Annotated in this window: 21 protein-coding genes; 8 read left to right on the top strand and 13 right to left on the bottom strand. The window is 67.3% G+C overall.

Features of this window, described 5'->3' with window-relative positions; translation table 11 throughout:
- Positions 1–25 precede the first annotated feature (25 nt).
- Positions 26–907 carry a 1,4-dihydroxy-2-naphthoate polyprenyltransferase gene (locus ACTWQD_RS07125; RefSeq protein WP_066439013.1) on the top strand — a complete coding sequence of 294 codons (882 nt, stop codon included), beginning with the start codon at positions 26–28 and terminating at the stop codon, positions 905–907.
- 125 nt (positions 908–1,032) lie between these two features.
- On the opposite strand, the gene ACTWQD_RS07130 is transcribed toward ACTWQD_RS07125, so the two are convergent.
- On the bottom strand, positions 1,033–1,341 hold the full coding sequence (locus tag ACTWQD_RS07130) for a DUF4229 domain-containing protein (protein WP_443195443.1): 309 nt from the start codon (positions 1,339–1,341) through the stop codon (positions 1,033–1,035).
- Between the two features lie 162 nt (positions 1,342–1,503).
- On the opposite strand from ACTWQD_RS07130, the gene ACTWQD_RS07135 reads away from it, so the two are divergent.
- Positions 1,504–1,920 (top strand): PLD nuclease N-terminal domain-containing protein, encoded by a 417-nt coding sequence (locus ACTWQD_RS07135; protein ID WP_443195444.1) that lies wholly within the window; start codon positions 1,504–1,506, stop codon positions 1,918–1,920.
- Between the two features lie 113 nt (positions 1,921–2,033).
- On the opposite strand, the gene ACTWQD_RS07140 is transcribed toward ACTWQD_RS07135, so the two are convergent.
- Positions 2,034–2,477: a hypothetical protein gene (locus ACTWQD_RS07140; protein WP_443195445.1), complete on the bottom strand. Its 444-nt coding sequence runs from the start codon at positions 2,475–2,477 to the stop codon at positions 2,034–2,036.
- Between the two features lie 167 nt (positions 2,478–2,644).
- Between ACTWQD_RS07140 and ACTWQD_RS07145 the strand changes: the two genes are divergently transcribed.
- Positions 2,645–3,466 (top strand): hypothetical protein, encoded by an 822-nt coding sequence (locus ACTWQD_RS07145; protein WP_443195446.1) that lies wholly within the window; start codon positions 2,645–2,647, stop codon positions 3,464–3,466.
- Between the two features lie 707 nt (positions 3,467–4,173).
- On the opposite strand, the gene ccsB is transcribed toward ACTWQD_RS07145, so the two are convergent.
- The 5 genes from ccsB to ACTWQD_RS07170 are packed head-to-tail and all read right to left on the bottom strand — an operon-like array spanning position 4,174 to position 9,148.
- Entirely contained in the window at positions 4,174–5,277 is a 1,104-nt protein-coding gene (gene ccsB, locus ACTWQD_RS07150; protein WP_443195447.1) for a c-type cytochrome biogenesis protein CcsB, read from the bottom strand.
- Entirely contained in the window at positions 5,277–7,091 is a 1,815-nt protein-coding gene (gene resB, locus ACTWQD_RS07155) for a cytochrome c biogenesis protein ResB (protein ID WP_443195448.1), read from the bottom strand. Before resB ends, ccsB begins: the two co-directional genes overlap by 1 nt.
- A complete protein-coding gene (locus ACTWQD_RS07160) occupies positions 7,091–7,846 on the bottom strand; it encodes a cytochrome c biogenesis CcdA family protein (protein ID WP_443195449.1) in 756 nt (251 codons plus the stop codon). The genes resB and ACTWQD_RS07160 overlap by 1 nt, the downstream gene beginning before the upstream one ends.
- A 13-nt stretch (positions 7,847–7,859) precedes the next feature.
- The gene (locus tag ACTWQD_RS07165) at positions 7,860–8,480 is read right to left on the bottom strand and encodes a TlpA family protein disulfide reductase (RefSeq protein ID WP_443195450.1); all 621 of its coding nucleotides are present in this window, start codon (positions 8,478–8,480) and stop codon (positions 7,860–7,862) included.
- A 2-nt stretch (positions 8,481–8,482) separates the two neighbouring features.
- The gene (locus tag ACTWQD_RS07170; protein ID WP_443195451.1) at positions 8,483–9,148 is read right to left on the bottom strand and encodes a histidine phosphatase family protein; all 666 of its coding nucleotides are present in this window, start codon (positions 9,146–9,148) and stop codon (positions 8,483–8,485) included.
- 217 nt (positions 9,149–9,365) lie between these two features.
- Here ACTWQD_RS07170 and ACTWQD_RS07175 point away from each other — a divergent pair, with 217 nt between their 5' ends.
- The 3 genes from ACTWQD_RS07175 (at position 9,366) to ACTWQD_RS07185 (ending at position 11,675) form a co-directional block, all read left to right on the top strand.
- A complete protein-coding gene (locus ACTWQD_RS07175; RefSeq protein ID WP_066439040.1) occupies positions 9,366–9,914 on the top strand; it encodes a YceI family protein in 549 nt (182 codons plus the stop codon).
- A gap of 170 nt (positions 9,915–10,084) precedes the next feature.
- The gene (locus ACTWQD_RS07180) at positions 10,085–10,723 is read left to right on the top strand and encodes a hypothetical protein (protein ID WP_443195452.1); all 639 of its coding nucleotides are present in this window, start codon (positions 10,085–10,087) and stop codon (positions 10,721–10,723) included.
- 154 nt (positions 10,724–10,877) lie between these two features.
- A complete protein-coding gene (locus ACTWQD_RS07185; protein ID WP_443195453.1) occupies positions 10,878–11,675 on the top strand; it encodes a hypothetical protein in 798 nt (265 codons plus the stop codon).
- Between the two features lie 75 nt (positions 11,676–11,750).
- Here ACTWQD_RS07185 and ACTWQD_RS07190 read toward each other — a convergent pair whose 3' ends face one another.
- Together ACTWQD_RS07190 and ACTWQD_RS07195 are read right to left on the bottom strand one after the other, a co-directional pair.
- Positions 11,751–12,446 (bottom strand): redox-sensing transcriptional repressor Rex, encoded by a 696-nt coding sequence (locus tag ACTWQD_RS07190; RefSeq protein ID WP_443195454.1) that lies wholly within the window; start codon positions 12,444–12,446, stop codon positions 11,751–11,753.
- Between the two features lie 91 nt (positions 12,447–12,537).
- A complete protein-coding gene (locus ACTWQD_RS07195; protein ID WP_443195455.1) occupies positions 12,538–12,798 on the bottom strand; it encodes a glutaredoxin family protein in 261 nt (86 codons plus the stop codon).
- 111 nt (positions 12,799–12,909) lie between these two features.
- On the opposite strand from ACTWQD_RS07195, the gene ACTWQD_RS07200 reads away from it, so the two are divergent.
- Entirely contained in the window at positions 12,910–13,728 is an 819-nt protein-coding gene (locus tag ACTWQD_RS07200) for an HAD family hydrolase (RefSeq protein ID WP_443195456.1), read from the top strand.
- A gap of 287 nt (positions 13,729–14,015) precedes the next feature.
- Here the strand turns inward: ACTWQD_RS07200 and ACTWQD_RS07205 are convergent, their stop codons facing one another.
- From ACTWQD_RS07205 to ACTWQD_RS07220, 4 genes are all read right to left on the bottom strand, one after another.
- The gene (locus ACTWQD_RS07205; protein WP_003792170.1) at positions 14,016–14,114 is read right to left on the bottom strand and encodes a 30S ribosomal protein bS22; all 99 of its coding nucleotides are present in this window, start codon (positions 14,112–14,114) and stop codon (positions 14,016–14,018) included.
- Between the two features lie 201 nt (positions 14,115–14,315).
- A complete protein-coding gene (locus ACTWQD_RS07210) occupies positions 14,316–14,528 on the bottom strand; it encodes a helix-turn-helix domain-containing protein (protein WP_443195457.1) in 213 nt (70 codons plus the stop codon).
- 166 nt (positions 14,529–14,694) lie between these two features.
- Positions 14,695–15,807 (bottom strand): 3-deoxy-7-phosphoheptulonate synthase, encoded by a 1,113-nt coding sequence (locus ACTWQD_RS07215; protein ID WP_443195458.1) that lies wholly within the window; start codon positions 15,805–15,807, stop codon positions 14,695–14,697.
- A gap of 257 nt (positions 15,808–16,064) precedes the next feature.
- Entirely contained in the window at positions 16,065–16,778 is a 714-nt protein-coding gene (locus ACTWQD_RS07220; RefSeq protein WP_443195459.1) for a FadR/GntR family transcriptional regulator, read from the bottom strand.
- Between the two features lie 115 nt (positions 16,779–16,893).
- Here ACTWQD_RS07220 and ACTWQD_RS07225 point away from each other — a divergent pair, with 115 nt between their 5' ends.
- On the top strand, positions 16,894–18,222 hold the full coding sequence (locus ACTWQD_RS07225; protein WP_443195460.1) for an alpha-hydroxy acid oxidase: 1,329 nt from the start codon (positions 16,894–16,896) through the stop codon (positions 18,220–18,222).
- Positions 18,223–18,250: the final 28 nt, after the last annotated feature.

Consider the following 18,250-nt stretch of genomic DNA (forward strand, 5'->3'; position numbering starts at 1 on the left):
GCCAAACCAACACGAGGTACTGAACGTGGCCACAGCCGCACAATGGATTCAAGGCGCCCGACTGCGCACCCTGCCGGCCGCGATCGCGCCTGTCCTGATCGGCACCGCGGCCGCGTACGAGATGGACTCTTTCCGTCCGCTCAACGCCGTGCTGGCCGCGCTGGTGGCGCTGCTGCTGCAGATCGGCGTGAACTACGCCAACGACTACTCAGACGGCATCCGCGGCACTGACGAGGACCGTGTAGGCCCGCTCCGGCTGGTGGGCTCCGGCGCCGCTAAGCCCGAGCAGGTCAAGTACGCCGCGTTCGCCGCGTTCGGTCTGGCGATGGTCTGCGGCCTGGCCTTGGTGATCCTTTCGCAGACGTGGTGGCTGATCCTGGTGGGCATCGGCTGCGTCCTCGCGGCGTGGGGCTACACCGGCGGAAAGAACCCCTACGGCTACATGGGCCTGGGCGACCTGTTCGTCTTTGTGTTTTTCGGCCTGGTGGCCACCCTCGGCACCACCTACACACAGGCGGGGCAGATCAGCCTCGCCGCCATCATTGGCGCCATCGGCACCGGCCTCATCGCCTGCGCCCTGCTGATGGCCAACAACGTCCGCGACATCCCCACCGACCGGAAGGCCGGGAAGAAGACCCTGGCCGTGCGGCTGGGCGACAAGCACGCCCGCGAGAGCTACGTGCTGATGCTGGCCGTCGCGATCCTGCTGCCGATCGTGCTGGCACCCAGCCGGCCGTGGATGCTGATTGTGCTGCTGCTGATCCCGGCCAGCCTGATGCCGTCCTGGCTGATGATCTCCGGGCGCCGCCGCAAGAGCCTGATCCCGGTGCTCAAGCAGACGGGGCTGATCAACCTCGGCTACGCCGTGCTGTTCTCCCTCGGCCTGGTTCTGAGCCACGGGTTCTAGGGGGTCCGGGCGGATCGCAGGCCTGAAGTCGGGGGCTTGGAGTCCTGCGGCGCCCGTGTGAACTCCTAGGAGCCTTTCGGCCGGAATCGCCGGCAGGGTCTGGTCGCCCTCCGTCGCCCGGTCTCCTAGGAGTCTTTCGGCCGGCTGTCCGTGTGGACGGTGATGTCCGGGTGCTTGTCCACCAGGCGGTCCTCGGCGTCGGCGTCGTCAATCTCTCCGGCGCTGCGCAGCGGCTTGGCCTTGCCCGAGAACCGCTGGTGCAGCGACGCGGCGGCGGCGTCGCGCTGCTTCTGGAAGAACAGGAAGCTGATCGCGAACGCCATCATGCCCGCGCACAGGGCGGCGAGCAGCCAGCCGAGCTGGAGCCAGACGAACAGCGCAAACAGCGGCACAAACAGCGCCAGACGGATCAGGGAGTATTTCAGGAAAGCCACGTTCCAAGTTTAGCCGTCCGGCGCCGGGCCGGCCCACCGGGGGTCATTTCCCCGTTCCGCCGGCACCGCATCCCGCCCGGACCAGCAGCGAGGGCCAGCTCCGGCGGCAGAGACCGGTGACTGGGAGAAGCCGGACGCGCGCCTGACGGCTAGACTGATTACATGCTCCGTGTAGTGGTTGTTGTCGCCGTTCTCGTCGTCTTTGTCTACGGGCTCATCGACGTGATCCGCACTGACCCGCGCCAGACCAAAGGCATCTCTAAGCCGGCCTGGATTGTGGTGCAGATTGTCCTTCCGGTGATCGGCGCCATTCTATGGTTCCTCATCGGCCGCCCCCGCGGAACTGCTCCGGCGGGCGCCACCTACAGCCACCCCATAGCCCCCGACGACGACCCGGACTTCCTGCGCAACCTCGAGCTCCGCCGCCGCAAGCAGGCCGAGGCCGACAGGCTGAAGAAGCTCAAGGACGAGCTGGACGCCAAGGAACGCAAGGCCGCCGAGCCCGAGAGCCAGCAGGACTCCGAATCGGGCGACGCCCGGGGCAGCGGCGATACGCAGGGTACCGACGAGGTCAAGTAGCCGCCTCGCCCCCTCCCGGCATGAGCCGCGCCCATTATGACCGCGCGGTGCCGCCCGGCCCCACTCCTCCCCGTCCCGCACTTCAGCAACCGCACCGTGGACGCTCTGTGTCCTCAACGGGGGTGGCCGAAATCGCGGCGAGTGAGGATCTTGCCGTCTAGCAGAACGCGGACATAGTCTGCATCGTAATCAAACCCGTTGTAGTCCAGTCCGAAAATCAGCACAGCCTCAGCTGCAATCCGGCGCAAGCGGCGCGCTTCGTCGGCGCTGCTGAACTCGCAATTGGGCACGCCGCGGTCGCCCTTGAGGTAAATGCTTGTCCCGAACGAAACAATCTCGGAGATGAAGAATGGTCTCGCAGTTTCGGCGTCGACCAGTCCCGTACGTTCTTCAGTGTGGAAGGGGATTCGCATGTCCCCGTGCGTCAGCACAAAAGCCTTACCCGGATCGCGACCGGTGAGTGCGCCGAGCCGCAAGGAAAACTTGCGTTCAGCATCCACCACCCGGCGCTTGTTCGAGTACCACGGCTCGCCCTCAGGCAAGTTGATCGAAAACATATCCCCCCAGATAACCCAGCCTCTGAGGCCATTTAAGCACGCCGGTTATGAAGCCCGTCGCTTGTACGTCTCGTGAAGCCTGTAGCTGGCAGTGCACTCCTGCCCCTCTCCTCCTCCACATTGTGGATAACCTCCGGGTCCCCTCCCTGCGGGCGCAGAATGCTCGTATGCACTTGCCCAGCGAGCTTCCTCCGGAGCTGAGACACCACCCTTTCACCGTGGCCGAGGCCCGGGCGGCCGGGCTGAGCCGTCGTCGGACCCGGGCCCGGGACCTGGCCACTCCATGCCACGGAGTGCGCGCTCCGGTACCCGCTCCTGACAGCTTGCTGGAACGGTTGCGCGCCCTGACCGCCGTGACGGGCGCTGTGGTGAGCCACCTCTCCGCGGCGGTGCTGTGGGGCTTTCCCCTGCCGCTAGCGCTCATGAATTCGGCGCTGGTCCATCTGACGCGCGATTCGGGTCGGCGGGCCGTGCGGTATAAGAGCGTCGTGGGCCCTCAGCAGTCGCTTGAACCGGATGAAATCGTGGCGGGTGCATGGGTGCGTTGCACTTCCCCGCTGCGCACCTGGTTCGACCTTGCCGGCATGCTCAGCCTCGATGACCTGGTGATCGCCGACGACTTCCTGGTGCGGCGGCGGGACCCGCTCACCACGCTCGATGCCATGGACGAATTCCTCGCCGGGAAACGCGGCCGGACAGGGTACCGGCGTGCCCTGCGTGCCCGGTCCCTGATACGCGCCAACACGGACTCCCCCAAGGAATCCGAACTCCGTCTGCTTCTGGTCCGGCACGGCCTGCCGGAGCCCGGCATCAACGTCCCACTACTCGACGAGACCGGGGGTGGATCCAAGACCCGGATCTCTCCTATGCGCGCGAAAAGGTCGCAATCCAGTACGACGGCGGACATCACGCCGACCCCGCCCAGCGCCGCAGTGACATTTTCCGGGATGAAGCCGCACGGGATGCAGGGTGGCGGGTGGTCGTCCTGACGCAGAAGGACCTGGAATCAGGGGCAGGAGGCCGGGTGCCCAGCGCCGTGACCCGGGTGCGTGCGGCGCTGATCGAGCGCGGCTGGACGCCGAAAGCCGGCCGGAGTTCAACGCGGAACACGGTGCCGCCCGAACCCGGCCACCCATTTTCCACAAATGGCCGCTAAACGGGATGGTTTAGCGGCCACTCGTGGTGAATCGACGAGGTTCGGGGAGCCGTAGCGGCCATTCGTGGTGAATCGACGAGGTTCGGAGAGGGATAGCGGCCCTTCGTGGTAAGTCGATGAGGTGCGAGGGTCCGCTGGCCCCGGCAGGCCCAACTCCAGCCACCCATTTGCCACAAATGGCCGCTAAACGGGATGGTTTGGCGGCCACTCCTGGTGAATCAACGAGGTTCGGGGAGTCGTAGCGGCCATTCGAGGTAAGTCGATGAGGTGCGAGGGTCCGCTGGCCCCGGCAGGCCCAACTCCAGCCACCCATTTGCCACAAATGGCCGCTAAACGGGATGGTTTGGCGGCCATTCCTGGTGAATCGACGAGGTTCGGAGAGGCATAGCGGCCATTCGTGGTGAATCGATGAGGTGCGAGGGTCCGCTGGCCCCGGCAGGCCCAACTCCAGCCACCCGTCTACCACGAATGGCCGCTAAGCGCGGTGGTTTAGCGGCCATTCATGGTGAATCGGTGAGGAGAGTCTCCGGGCGAGGGTGGTTACAGCCCCGAGTAGGAGTGCAGACCGTTGAAGAACTGGTTCACGATGGTGAAGTTGAAGACCACGCAGAGGTAGCCGACAATCGACAGCCAGGCTGCGCGCGTGCCGGTCCAGCCACGGGTGGCGCGGGCGTGCAGGTAGCCGGCGTAAACCACCCAGATCACGAATGTCCAAACTTCCTTGGTGTCCCAGCCCCAGAAACGGCCCCAGGCCTTCTCGGCCCAGATGGCGCCGAACATCAGGGTGAACGTCCAGCCCACGAACGCGATGGCGTTGATCCGGTAGGAGAGGTTCTCCAGGCTCAGGGCGTTGGGTACCAGGCGCATGAAGCCCAGCTTGTCGGCGCCGCCGGCCGCGATGGTCTTCTGCCGGTGCGACTGGACCAGCTGCAGCGCCGACATCGCAAAGGTCAGGGTGAACAGGGCCGAGGACAGCACCGCGATGGAGACGTGGATGATCAGCCAGTAGCTCTGCAGCGCCGGAACGAGGTGCCCCACCGGGGTCCAGTACGCCACCGAGGCGGCCACCAGCATGATGATCGCCAGGCCCACCACGAAGGTGCCAAGAAACCGCAGATCGCGGCGGATCAGAACCAGCAGGAAGACGGCCACGGCCACAAACGCGCCCGTGGTCAGGAACTCATACATGTTGCCCCACGGCACCCGGCCTGCTCCGATGGCCCGGGTGATGACGCCGGCCGCGTGAATGGCGGCGCCCAGCACGGTCAGCGCGACGGCCACACGGGCAGGAACGCGGCGTTCGGCGGCGTAGCGCATGTCGCCGTCGGCCGTCTGCCCGATCCCGGCGGCGTTCCCGGCGCCGGCCATGGCCGACGTCGGTCGTTCAGCCCGACCCGCCGGCCCGGCCACGTCCGCCCCGGCGCGGTCCACGGCACCCGCAGAGGACCCGACGCCGGCAGCCACGGGAACGCGCGCTGCCGCGGCACCCGAGAGCTCGGCGGCCTTCAGGTCCACGGCGCGCAGCGTCTTGCTGCTCTTGGCGAGGTCCCAGGCGAACGCGATGAAAGCCACCGTGTAGGTGCCGGCCGCGAGGAGCATAAACAACTCGCTGTACTGGCCCATGGTCTCGTTGATGGGGAGCATTACTGATCCTTCTTTGACTCGGTTGAGCCTGCTGATGACTGGATGAAGTCTGCTGCGGGGTGGCCCGGGAGCGTGGCGTCCGCCCGGCCATTATCCGCTGTTCCGCTGGGAACCGACTGGGAGCCGCCGTCGTCGAGGTTCCAAGCGCCCGCGAGCAGCTTGCGGATCGCGGCGGCCTCGCCGGCGAGCCGGTGGTCCTCGCCGCGGGCCAGCAGCCCGTACTCGACCATGGTGCGGCCGTCCTCATGGGTTCCGGTGCGGACCCAGACGCGGCGGCGGTTGACGTACAGCGACGTGACCAGGCCCGCCACCGCCAGGAGCGCGAAGATTAGCGCGTACAGCTGGCCGGGGTTGTGGTGGATGTCGACGCCGATGTAGCGCTTGACGCCGTCGAACCTGATGGAGCCCTTGCCGTCGGGCAGCGTGTAGCTGGCGCCCGGGGACAGGGTGATGCCGCCGGCGTCGAGGTTGCGGGCATTGAGCGGCGTGAGTTCCTTGACGTCCAGCTCGAACACGTTCTGCGGGGCGCCGTCGTCGAGGCCGAGGTCGCCGAAGTACGAGTTGAGGGTCAGCTGCGGGTTGAACAGCTCGGGATCACCGCTGAAGGACACGCCCTCCTCGGTGATGAACGCGGTGGGCAGGAAGAAGCCGGCGAAGGCGAGCTGCTCCGGCTGGGCGTCCGGGACCTTGATGACCACGGAGGAGTAGTAGTTGTCGCCCTGCAGCTTGGCCACCACAGGCCCCTGCATGGCCACGTTGCCGGCGCCGTCGCGGATGGTGACCACCGGGGCGTAGCCGTTGCCGGTGAGGTACATGCTGGTGCCGCCGAGGGTGAGGGGGTCGTTGACCTTCAGCACCTCTTTCTGGGCGGGCGCGTCCGGGGTTTCCTTCGTGGTGACGTCGGCCTTGAAGTCGATGGGCTGGCCCACCTTGCCCTGGGATTCCCGGTCGAACGTGATCTGGAACTTGTCCAGCTGCACCGAGTAGGGCTGCAGCTGGCTGCTCTGGAAGTTGGTGCCGGGCGAGAACTGGTCGTAGCCGACCAGGGTGTTAACAAATGTGTCGCCCTCCACGAGGATGCGCTGCCCGCTGTACCCGAACAGCCCGCCGATCGCGACCGAGACGAGCACCCCGATCAGCGAGGTGTGGAACACCAGGTTGCCCACTTCGCGCAGGAAGCCGCGTTCGGCGCCCAGCGACGGCCGGGCGCCGTCGGCGTCGCGGACGTCGACGCGGTAGCCGCGCTTCTTCAGCAGCCCGGCGGCGTCGGAGATAGCGCCCGACGCCGGGATCCCGGCGTCGGCGGGGATCACCAGGGTGCCGTATTCCGGCAGCCGGGAAAGCCGCGCGGGGGTCCGTGGCGGCTGGGACCGCATGGCCTTGTAGTGCGCGATGGCACGCGGGACGACGCAGCCGATCAGCGAGATGAACAGCAGGATGTAGATCGCCGAGAACCACACCGACGAGTACACATCGTAGAGCTGGAGCGCATCGAGGATCTTGCCGTAGTCCGGGTTGTCCTTGATGTACTGCGTGACGGTGGCAGGGTTGGCCGGGCGCTGCGGGAACAGCGAGCCCGGGACTGCCGCCACTGCGAGGAGCAGCAGCAGGAACAGCGCCGTGCGCATGCTGGTCAGCTGGGTCCAGGCCCAGCGGAGCATGCCCATCGGGCCGAGCGCAGGCAGGACAGCTTCAGCCTTCGCCGCCGCGACCGGGCTGGCCGGGGTGGCCCCGGCGGTGCCGGTGGGCTCCGTGCCGGGGCGCTCCGTGCCGTTGGCTGGGAGATTCTTCTTTTCGCTCACTCGCTCGCTCATCAGATCGGCAATTTCACATCGGTTTGGAACCAGTACTGCAGCTCAGCGACCCAGGTCCCCCACACACCCGTGGCCATCAGCAGGCCCAGGCCCACCAGGATTCCGCCGCCGATGCGCTGGATGGCCAGCCGGTGCTTGCGGAAGAAGGACATCACGCCGATCCCGCGGCGCACCGCCAGGGCGATCAGCAGGAAGGGGATGCCCAGGCCCAGGCTGTAGATGAAGGCCAGGAACGCCCCCTTGGCCGCCGAGGATCCGCCGGAGAGGCTCAGCAGCTGCACCGCCGAGTACGTCGGGCCGATGCACGGCGCCCAGCCCAGGCCGAACGTGATGCCCAGCAGCGGGGCGCCCCAGAGCCCGGCCGGCGGTTTGGACTGGATTTTGGCGTCGCGCTGGAGCCAGCCGACGCCGCCCATGAACACCACACCCATGATGATCACCAGGATTCCCAGGACCTGCGTGATCCAGGCGTTCTGCGAGCCGGTGATCAGTGTGCCCAGCTGCCCGAATGCGCCGCCCAGCAGCACAAAAATCACCGAGAAGCCCAGGACGAAAAGCCCGATGCCCGCCAGCATGCGGCCGCGTTTCTGCTTCTGGAGGTCGACGCCGGTCAGTCCCGTGACGTAGCCCAGGTACCCCGGCACCAGCGGCAGCACACAGGGCGATAGGAAGGAGACCAGGCCAGCCAGCAGTGCCACCGGGATGGCAAGCAGCAGCGATCCGCTCAGGATGGCTTCGGCGAAGGGGCTGTTCACGGCGGCGGCTCCGCTACTCGGCCACGGCGGCGGCGATGAGGGACTTGAGGGTGCCCTTCTGGATCTCGCCGAGGACGCGGGACGCCACGCGGCCCTGCTTGTCGAGCACCAGGGTGGTGGGCACGGCCCCCGGAGGAACCAGCCCGGACACGGCCAGGAGGACGCCGCCGTCCTTGTCGTTGAAGCTCGGATAGGTCAGGTTGAAGGTCTTGTCGAACGCTTCCGCGGTGGCCTTTTCGTCGCGGAGGTTCACGCCGAAGAACTGCACGCCCTGGCTCTTGAACTCCTGGTGCAGCGCCTCCAGCGACGGCGCCTCAACCCGGCAGGGCGCGCACGCCGCGAACCAGAAGTTAAGCACGGTCACCTTGCCCTGGAATGCCTCGGCCGTCACGGTGGTGCCGTCGAACAGCGTGCCCTGGAGGGCCACGGGGCTCTTGCGGTCCCCGACGGCGAACTCGGTCACCGAACCGTCGCCGGCCACGTAGTTCTTGTTGTCACCGGCCCGCGCCTGCTGCGCCAGGGCATCTTCCTGCGCGCAGCCGGAGAGCCCCAGCACGACGGCCAGGGCCGCACCGCCCGCTGTCAGGATGCTGCGGCGGGAGACGGGCGTTGCGTTCGGGTTGTTGATGTTCATGCTCAGGCTCCGGGGGTGCTGGACGCACCGGGAAGCAGGGCGGCCGCGGGCTCGCTGTATTCGACGCGCAGGAGGTTCCCGGCGTCGTCGAACGTCAGCGACGTGACCGAGGTGAGCGTGCACTCGCGCTTGCGCGGATCGTGCCAGAGGGGCTTGCCCTCGGCGCTGAGCCGCGTGGCCCAGATGGGCAGCTGGTGGCTGACGAGGATGGCTTCAGCGCCGTCGCCGCCGAGTTCGATGGCCCGGAGCCGGGCGTCCTGCACCGCAGCCATGACACGGGCGGCCTGGTCCTTGTAGGGCTCGCCCCAGGACGGCCGGAACGGGTTGCGCAGCATGGGCCAGTGCCTGGGCCTGAGGATCTCGCCCCTGTTGACGTGGAGACCCTCGAAGTAGTTGGACGCCTCGATGATGCGGGCCTCGGTGGTGATCTCGAGGTTGAGGGCATCGGAGATGGGCTGCGCCGTCTCCTGCGCGCGGGTCAGCGGCGAGGCGGCCAGGTGGACGATCTTGGCCCCCTGCGCGGACCGCTCGCTGAAGTGCTCGGCCAGCATCCGGGCCATCTCCCGGCCTAGTTCGGAGAGGTGGAACTCGGGCAGCCTGCCGTACAGGACACCATCGGGATTGTGGACCTCGCCGTGGCGGAGCAGATGAACAGTGGCTGGGGGCATGTGTACCAGTTTCTCAAAGGGCAGGGGCAATGACGAAATCTTCTACAAGAAGTAGAACTGAGGAGTTTTGGAAAATGTTCCCCGGAGTTGGAATAAAAGATGCAAATGCATGTTTATACTGGGTGAAGCAGTTAGTTGAGACTTCAACGAATGTGGCTTCAGCTAACGATCAGAGCATCACCACCGGCAGTACCCACCCGACTCAAGGAGAAACACCATGGCACTCCCCGCCAACGTCACCACCGGAACCTGGACCCTGGACAACTCGCACAGCGAGATCGGCTTCACCGTCCGCCACGCGGGCATCAGCAAGGTCCGCGGCCAGTTCAAGGACGCCGAGGCCACGCTGGACCTCGCCGAGAACGTGGCCGACTCCAAGGTCAACGCCACCATCAAGACCGCCAGCTTCGACTCCGGCGACGTCAACCGCGACGGCCACGTCCGCGGCGAAGACTTCTTCGACGTCGAGAAGTTCCCGGAAATCTCCTTCGTCTCCAACGCGATCGTCCCCAAGGGCGACGCCTACGAGCTCCAGGGCGACCTCACAATCAAGGGCGTCACCCGTCCGGTGGCCCTCGAGACCGAGCTCCACGGTGTGGCCGTCGATCCGTTCGGCAACACCCGCGCCGGCCTCACCGCCGAAACCACCATCAGCCGCAAGGACTTCGGCCTGACCTGGAACGCCGTCCTCGAAGCCGGCGGCGTGCTGGTCAGCGACAAGGTGGGCATCAACCTCGAGCTGGCCTTCATCGCTCCCGCTGCCTAGTAGCAACATTCAGCCGGTCCCCGGACCTGCAGCAGGCACCCCGTTCCGTCCCCGCGACGGAACGGGGTGTTTTGTTTTAGCGGCGGGCGCGGCCGGGGGCGTCCGGACATGCTCCGCAACACGCTCAGATTCCATCGAAACCGGCACTTTTGCGGTCTAAAGTGAGTGCCATGAGCAACCCCAATGAGGTACCTCCGCAGCAGCAGCCGGGTGCCCAGCCGCCTCGGCAGGGCAATGTTCCGCCCGCAGGTTCTGTACCTCCGGGCTATCAGCCGCCGCCCGGCTACCAGTCCCCCGGCCAGGCCCCGGGCCAGCAACCCGGTTTCCGCTTCGAAATGCCTGCGGACCGGCCCCGGAACTTCTACGACGCCATGCCCAGCGGCGGATTCTCCGGCATGTTCACCGTGCCGCAGATGCCGACCGAGCTGAAGGTCGCTTACTGGATCTGGCTCATCGGCGGTCTGCTGGGGCTGCTGGGCGGCGTCATCGGCCTCTTCGGGGCTTTTGTGCTGCTGGCCGTGGTCCCTGGCATGGGGGTCCTGGTGTTCCTGCTGGTGCTGGTGGCCCTCGCCCTCTCCGCAGCGCAGGTCATCCTTGCCATGAAGATGAAGGAGGGCCGCGAGTGGGCCCGCTTCGCGCTCACGATCGTGGCGGGCATTTCGCTGCTGCTGGCTGTCCTCAACGCCAGCGCGGCGGACGGCCGGGGCGGCGGCAGCTGGCCGGGCTTCGTCATCAGCCTCGTGGCGACCGTGCTGATGTGGCTGCCCAACTCGCAGGCGTGGTTCGCCTCGCTGCGGGGCCGTATCTGACCCTCAGCACTCGGTCCGGCGGTGCCGCGAGAATACCTCTCCGGAATGATCCCTCTGGGCGCCAGCGCGCGGTACGGTGGACTTAAACCATGCTGGGGGCAGGGCAGGACGCTGTTTCCGGTATCCGAACCAGACCGCCACGCAAAGGAACGCCATGAGCATCCCGCCAGTCCCGCCGTCGAACCCGGACTCCCCCACGCCGGGCGAACAGCCGGAACCCCGCTACGGCCAGAACGCCCCCCAGTACGGGCAGAACCCGCCCTCGGCCCCGCAGTACGGCCAGAACCCGCCGTCGGCCCCGCAGTACGGCCAGGCCCCGTCCGCGCCACAGTACGGCCAGAACGCCCCGCAGTACGGGCAGAACCCCCAGTACGGCCAGCAGGCACCGCAGTACGGTCAGAACCCGCCGCAGTACAACCAGCAGGCCCAGCCGTTCGGGCAGCCCGGGTACGGCCAGTCGCCCTACGCCCAGTACCCGTCCGAGCAGCCGCAGGCCACGTCCGGCATGCCCAAGCTCGTCAACACGGCATTCTGGCTCATCGTTGCCTCCGGAGTGGTGTGGATTCTCTCCCTGCTGATGGCGCTTGGCACGCTGGACTCCCCGGAGATGCGGAACATGTTCGAGCAGCAGATGGCCGGCAGCGGCGCTGACATCCGCTACGAGGACATCAGGGGCGTGCTGGTCGGCAGCATCCTGGTGTTCGCCCTGATCAGCGCCGGACTTTACGCCTTGGTCGCCCTGAACGTGCGCAAAGGTAAGAACTGGGCCCGGATCCTCGGCACCGTTTTCGCCGCCCTGTCGATCTTCAGCATTTTCCCGCTGAGCCTCGGCACCCTGGCCGTCCTCCTCGGCATCGCCGGCATTGTGATGCTGTACCTTCCGGCCGCGGCGCCGTACTTCAGCAAGCGCCAGCCGTTCGCCAACCCCTACGGACAGCCGGGCCAGTACTGACCGACCGGTCCCACCAGGACGATCAGGCCGGGCTCCGACGCTGAGGGCGCGGGAGCCGGAGGAACCGACTGAAACCTAGTCGGCATCTTCCGGGTCCTGCGCCCTTTGTGCGTGGTACGCCAGGATCTGCAGTTCCGTGGCCATGTCCACCTTGCGCAGGTTGACCCCGGGCGGCACCTGCAGCATGACGGGGGCAAAGCTGAGAATGCTCCGCACGCCGGCGGCAACCACCCGGTCGCAGACGTCCTGGGCGACGGCGGCCGGCAACGCCAGCACCACCATGTTGGCTCCGGTCCGCTGCAACACGGGCTCCAAGTCGGCGGCGTCGCTGACCCGCAGCCAGCCCACCTCGCTGCCCACCACCATCTGGTCCGCATCGAAGATCGCGACGATCTCGAAACCCCGGGATTCGAACCCGCCGTACCGGGCCAGCGCCTTGCCGAGGTTGCCGGCTCCGACGATCGCGACCTTCCAGTCGTGCGTGAGGCCCAGCGCGGCGGCAATATGCCGGTTGAGGTACTGGACTTCGTAGCCGACGCCGCGGGTTCCGTACGAGCCGACGTAGGAGAGGTCCTTGCGCAGCGTGGAGGGGCTGACGCCCGAGGCCTCGGCCAGCGATTCGGACGAGACCCTGTCAATGCCTTCGGAGAGCAGCGTGGTGAGGGCGCGCAGATAGATGGTGAGCCGGGCCACGGCCGCGGGCGGAATCTGCTTGGAGGCAGGCCCTGATCCCCCGGGCAGCGCGTCAGGGGATGAATCCAGCGAAGTCACTATCTGCTCCATTGAGTCGCGTTGTGACTTCCACTCTAGAGCCCCCGCAGTTCAGCGAACAAAGCAACCCCTGCCAGCCGCTGCGGCCGCTTCAGGCAGGACGGCCCAGCGCCCGGCGCAGCGTCCGCTCCAGCCGGGCCTCGTCAATCTTCCAGAAGTCGCGCTGGACGCCATCCACCAGGACCACGGGGATCTCCTCCGCAAAGCGTTCCCGCAGTTCAGCGTCGTCGTCCACGGGCTGCTCGCGCCAGCCGATCCCCAGCCCCGAGGTGACGCGCTCGACGGCGGCGCGCGCCGCCGTGCAGAGGTGGCAGTCAGCTTTGGTGATGAGGACGACGTCGGGATGCGGCATGGGTCCACGGTAGCCCGGCCGGACCTCCGCCGTCGACGCGCCCGGAACATACGCCGCGCTGCCACGGCCCGGGCGGCAGGAACCTGCCTCTGCGTTGACTAGACTCTTGGCATGCCCGAAGAGAAGTTCGCCGCCGTGGTCACCTCGCCCGCTGCTGCCCCGCAGCATGGCGAAGCCGCGTTCTTCGACGTCGACAACACCCTCATGCGGGGGGCCAGCCTGTTCCACGTGGCCCGGAAGATGCACCAGCGCGGCGCCTTCACCATCCCCCAGGCGATCGGCATCGCCTGGAAGCAGCTGATGTTCGTGCTGCGCGGAGAGAAGATGGATGACATCCATGCCGTCCGCGACACCGCCATGGGCCTGGCCTCCGGTTTCACCGTGGAGGATATTCAGGCCCTCGGCCAAGAGGTGTACGACGAAATGATCGAATCCCGGATCTGGCCCGGGGCCAAGGCGCTCGCCGAGCAGCACCTCCGGGTGGGCCGCCGAGTGTGGCTGGTGACGGCGACGCCGATCGAGGTGGCCACGGTCATCTCCAGCCGGCTGGGCCTCACCGGCGCCCTGGGCACCGTGGGTGAAGTCGAGGACGGTTCCTACACCGGCCGGCTGGTGGGCGAGATCCTGCACGGTCCGGCCAAGGCGGTGGCGGTCAAGTCGATGGCCGAGTCCGAGGGGCTGGACCTGGCCCGGTGCTGGGCCTACAGCGACTCACGCAACGACATTCCGCTGCTAAGCATGGTGGGGCACCCCGTCGCCATCAACCCCGATTCCGGACTCCGCCGCCACGCCCGCGACCACAACTGGCCGGTCTACGATTTCCGCTCCGGCCGGCGCGCTGCCACCCTGGGCCTCAAGGCCGCCACAGTCGGCGGGGCCATCTACGGCCTGTGGCGCGGATTCTCCCGCTTCCGCGGCCCCACAGTCTGACCCCGGACTTCCCGGGCCCCTTTCGCCGAACCGCTCCGCTCCAGCCTGGCTCCGCATTTCCCGCTGAGCCTTCCCACTGCGCTTCCTGCCGGGCGCTACGTTTCTGGACAGACGCTACGCGGATCTGCGTAGCGTGGGTCCGAAAGCGCAGCGCTCAGGTCAATCCGAGTCGCCCGCCCAGATGCGCGTCGTTGGCCTGAACCCGCCTCAGCCGACGTGGCCTTAGGCAAAAATGAAAATGCCCGCCGCCGGGTAGGCAACGGGCATTCACATGAAGTGAGGTATCTCTACTTCTTATTGCGACGCTGGTGGCGCGTCTTGCGAAGCAGCTTGCGGTGCTTCTTCTTGGCCATACGCTTGCGACGCTTCTTAATAACTGAACCCACGAAAGTTCCTTACCGGCTAGATGCAGTACCTGCCTGTTGGGAAGGGTCCGCGGGCTTAGCTGCAGACTGCACAACTGACAGGTTCTTACAATGACGTAAAACGTTCCTTAACAGGGTACCGCCTATCGGGGGCACACCACGACCGCGAGCCTGTCCCGGCGCCTGCTGGCACTCATTCCGGCCGCAGAAGACGCGGGTGGCTCAGGCTGTTTCCGTGTGCCCGTCAACCACAGCACCCTTGAGGTACTGCTCGACGGCGGCCTCCGGCACCCGGTAGGAGCGCCCGAAACGCACGGCGGGCATCTCTCCGGAATGGACCAGCCGGTACACGGTCATCTTGGACACGCGCATGACCTCCGCGACTTCGGCCACGGTCAAAAAGCGTGCGTTGGAGAAGTTAGCCTCCGGAGACATGTCCCTATTCCTTTACTCAAGCGAACGGCAGCCTTATCAGAACGACATGGCGGTGTGCCGATGCTGAGCCATCAAACAACCATGTACTAGATACTGTAGGGGCTCATGGTGCCCGTGTGAAAGAGGGACCGCGGAATCCCCACACCCGATCCCCGGTCCCGCGTCCTCAGGCCCGGGTCCGGCGGGTGCGCGCGGAGGCGGCGAGCTGGGACAGGACCGACGCCGTAACCTCCCAGTCCATGCAGGCATCGGTGACGCTCTGGCCGTAAACAAGATCGTCGGTTCCGCCGGCGTGCTCGGCCACGTCCAGGTTCTGCGCCCCGCCCACCAGGAAGCTCTCCAGCATGACGCCGGCGATGGCTGCCGACGATTCCCCGCCGTTTTCCAGCTGCGCGCCGATTTCCAAGGCTACTTCCGCCTGCCGGTGGTGGTTCTTGCCGCTGTTGGCGTGGCTCGCGTCAACGATGAGCCGCGGGTTGAGCTGCTTCGCGGCCAGCTTGGCCGTGGTGGCTGCTACGTCGTCGGCGGAGTAGTTGGGGCCCTTGCGCCCGCCCCGCAGGATGATATGCGTGTCCGGGTTCCCGGCCGTGGAGACCAGGGCGGCCCGGCCATCGCCGTCAATGCCGAGGAAAGCCTGGGCGGCGCCGGCGGCGCTGCACGCATCGAGCGCGACCTGCAGGTCGCCGTCGGTCCCGTTTTTGAATCCGATCGGCATGGACAGCCCCGACGCCAGCTGGCGGTGGATCTGGCTTTCGGTGGTGCGGGCGCCGATGGCGCCCCAGGAGACGAGGTCGGCCATGTACTGCGGGCTGATGGGTTCCAGGAACTCGGTGCCGGCGGGCAGCCCCAGCGCGGTGACCTGCTGCAGGAAGCGGCGGGCGGCGCGGAGGCCGGCCGCGATGTCGTGGCTGCCGTCGAGACGGGGATCGTTGATCAGGCCCTTCCAGCCCACAGTGGTGCGCGGCTTCTCGAAGTACGCCCGCATCACGATCAGCAGGTCTTCCTTGTGCTTCTCGGCCTGGCTGACCAGCCGGCGGGCGTACTCCAGGCCGGCTTTGGGATCGTGGATGGAGCAGGGACCCACAATGACCAGCAGCCGGTCATCGACGCCGTCCATGATGGCGCGGACCTCGTCCCGGCCGCGGGCGACGACGTCGGCCAGGCGGGTGTCCAGCGGCAGCTCGGCGGCCATGTCCTGCGGGGTGGGCAGCGGGGTGAACTCGCTGACGCGCAGGTTAGAGGTGGACTGCTGGGATTCGGGGGCTGCTTCGATGCTCATTGGGGGTCCTGTTCCGGGGTGCGGAGCGGGCCCAGATCAGAGCCCGCCGGGAAATGGCGAAGGGCAGAGAATGATCTCTGCCCTGTTGGCTCTGAAGGAAGGTTGGATGCGTGTCAGCTAGACGCGGGCCCCTCCAGAGCCAACGAAAAATACGCATACCAACGGTTAGTCATGGGTTGACCATAGCCCGGCAGAGGTCCGCCCGGCAAAATCCGGCCCGTAACATTGCGACCACTCCCGGCGGGCCACCGCCCTGATCAGCCCCTAGGCCACTGCCCGCATAAGCCAGCGGTTCCCAGCCCGGCTTCCGCGTAGTAGCCCTCGATATGGTCCGCCACCAGCCGCGCGGCGCTGCCGCCGTCGCCGTTCTTGATGGCCGCCAGGATGCCCCGGTGTTCAGCACGGAGCCGCGCGGCCGTGGCGTCCCAGTCCGGGAGGCTGCCGGTGATCCGCCCGGCATAGGCCTGGATGGCCTCGCGCAGGGAACCCATCATGGCGCTGACCACCGCGTTGCCGGCGGCGTCGGCCAGGGCCAGATGGAAACGCACATCCAGGGCGAGGAACTCCTCTGTCCCGGCGCAGTTCTCCATTTGCTCGAGCAGGTGGGCGGCCTCGGCCAGCGCCGGGGCGTCCGGGTCTGCGCGGGAGGCCGCCCAGGACTCCAGCAGCACGCGCGTCTCCACGACGTCCTTCACGGGCAGGTGCGAGGTGGCGACATGCAGGCGGAGCGCCGAGCCCAGTGCCGCCGTCGGGTCGGCGATGACGACGGTCCCCGCGTCCGGGCCCGAGCCCACGCCGGCCCGGACCACACCCATGGCCTCCATGACCCGGATGGCCTCGCGGACGGAAGTCCGGGAGACATGGAGCTGTTCCGCGAGCGAGCGCTCGGCCGGCAGCCGCCCGCCCAGGGTGAGGTCACCGCTGGAAAGTTGGTCCTCGATCCATTGCAGGACAAGCTGGTGCGTACGCATAGGCCAATGGTACTTGATGTGGTCCAACCACAGGCCTAGACTGTGGTTGGACCACACGCCCCCTAGGGTGATGTGCAGGAAGTTCCAGGAACCCGAGACCCGCCCGGAGGCAGCAATGACGCAGACGATCGAACCCGGCAACCCAGAGGCGCCCACCCGGCCCGCAGACACCGGCGCGGACAGCCGCCCCGCCACGGCCCTGCCGGACCCGATTCCGGCAGCCCTCAAGCGCCGCGTCCCCAAGTACTCGGACCTGGCCCCGCTGATGCAGTTCAAGAAGCCCGAGTTCAGCCGCGCGGCCAGGCTGCGGCGGGCCAGCACCATCTGGGACCTCCGGGACATGGCCAAGCGCCGCACCCCGCAGGCTCCGTTCGACTACACCGACGGCGCCGCCGAGGCTGAAATCACCCTGCGCCGAGCCCGGGAGGCTTTCCTGGACATCGAGTTCCGGCCCGGCATCCTGCGTGACGTTTCCCGGGTGGACCTTGGCACGCAGATCCTTGGCAAGCCCTCCCGGCTGCCGGTCGGCATCGCCCCCACGGGGTTCACCCGGATGATGCAGTCCGAGGGCGAATACGCCGGGTCCCAGGCAGCCGCTGCCGCCGGTATCCCCTACACGCTCTCCACCATGGGCACGGCCTCGATCGAGGACGTGGCCGCGGCGGCACCGGATGGCCGGAACTGGTTCCAGCTCTACCTGTGGACGGACCGGGACCGGTCGCTGGAGCTGATCGAGCGTGCCGCCAACGCCGGCAACGACACCCTGATGGTCACCGTGGACACCGCCGTCGCCGGGGCCCGGCTACGCGATGTCCGCAACGGCATGACCATCCCGCCGGCACTGACCATCAAGACCGTGCTGGACGCCTCCTACCGGCCGGCGTGGTGGTTCAACTTCCTCACCCACGAGCCGCTGACCTTCGCGTCGCTCTCCCGCTATACCGGGACCGTCGCGGACCTGATCAACTCCATGTTCGACCCCACCCTGACGTTCGATGACCTCGACTGGCTGCGCGAAACCTGGAAGGGCAAGCTGGTGGTCAAGGGCATCCAGACGGTGGAGGACGCCCGCCGGGTGGTGGACCACGGGGCCGACGGCGTGGTGCTGTCCAACCACGGCGGCCGCCAGCTGGACCGGGCGCCGCTCCCGTTCCACCTGCTCCCGGAGGTCTCGGCCGCGCTCAAGGCGGACCACAGCGACGCGGCAGTCATCCTGGACACCGGCATCATGAGCGGCGCGGACATCATCGCCGCCCTGGCCCTGGGCGCCGACTTCACGCTGATCGGCCGCGCCTACCTGTACGGGCTGATGGCCGGCGGGCGGGCCGGCGTGGACCGGGCCATCGAAATTCTGGAGAAGGACATGCTCCGCACCATGGCCCTGCTGGGCGTCAGCCGGATCTCCGACCTGACCCCGGACCACGTGCGGCTGCTCAAGAAGTAGCCCGCGCCCAGCGAATTGGCAGTTCACG

This window comes from Pseudarthrobacter sp. 1C304 (assembly GCF_052245515.1).
Lineage (GTDB): Bacteria > Actinomycetota > Actinomycetes > Actinomycetales > Micrococcaceae > Arthrobacter.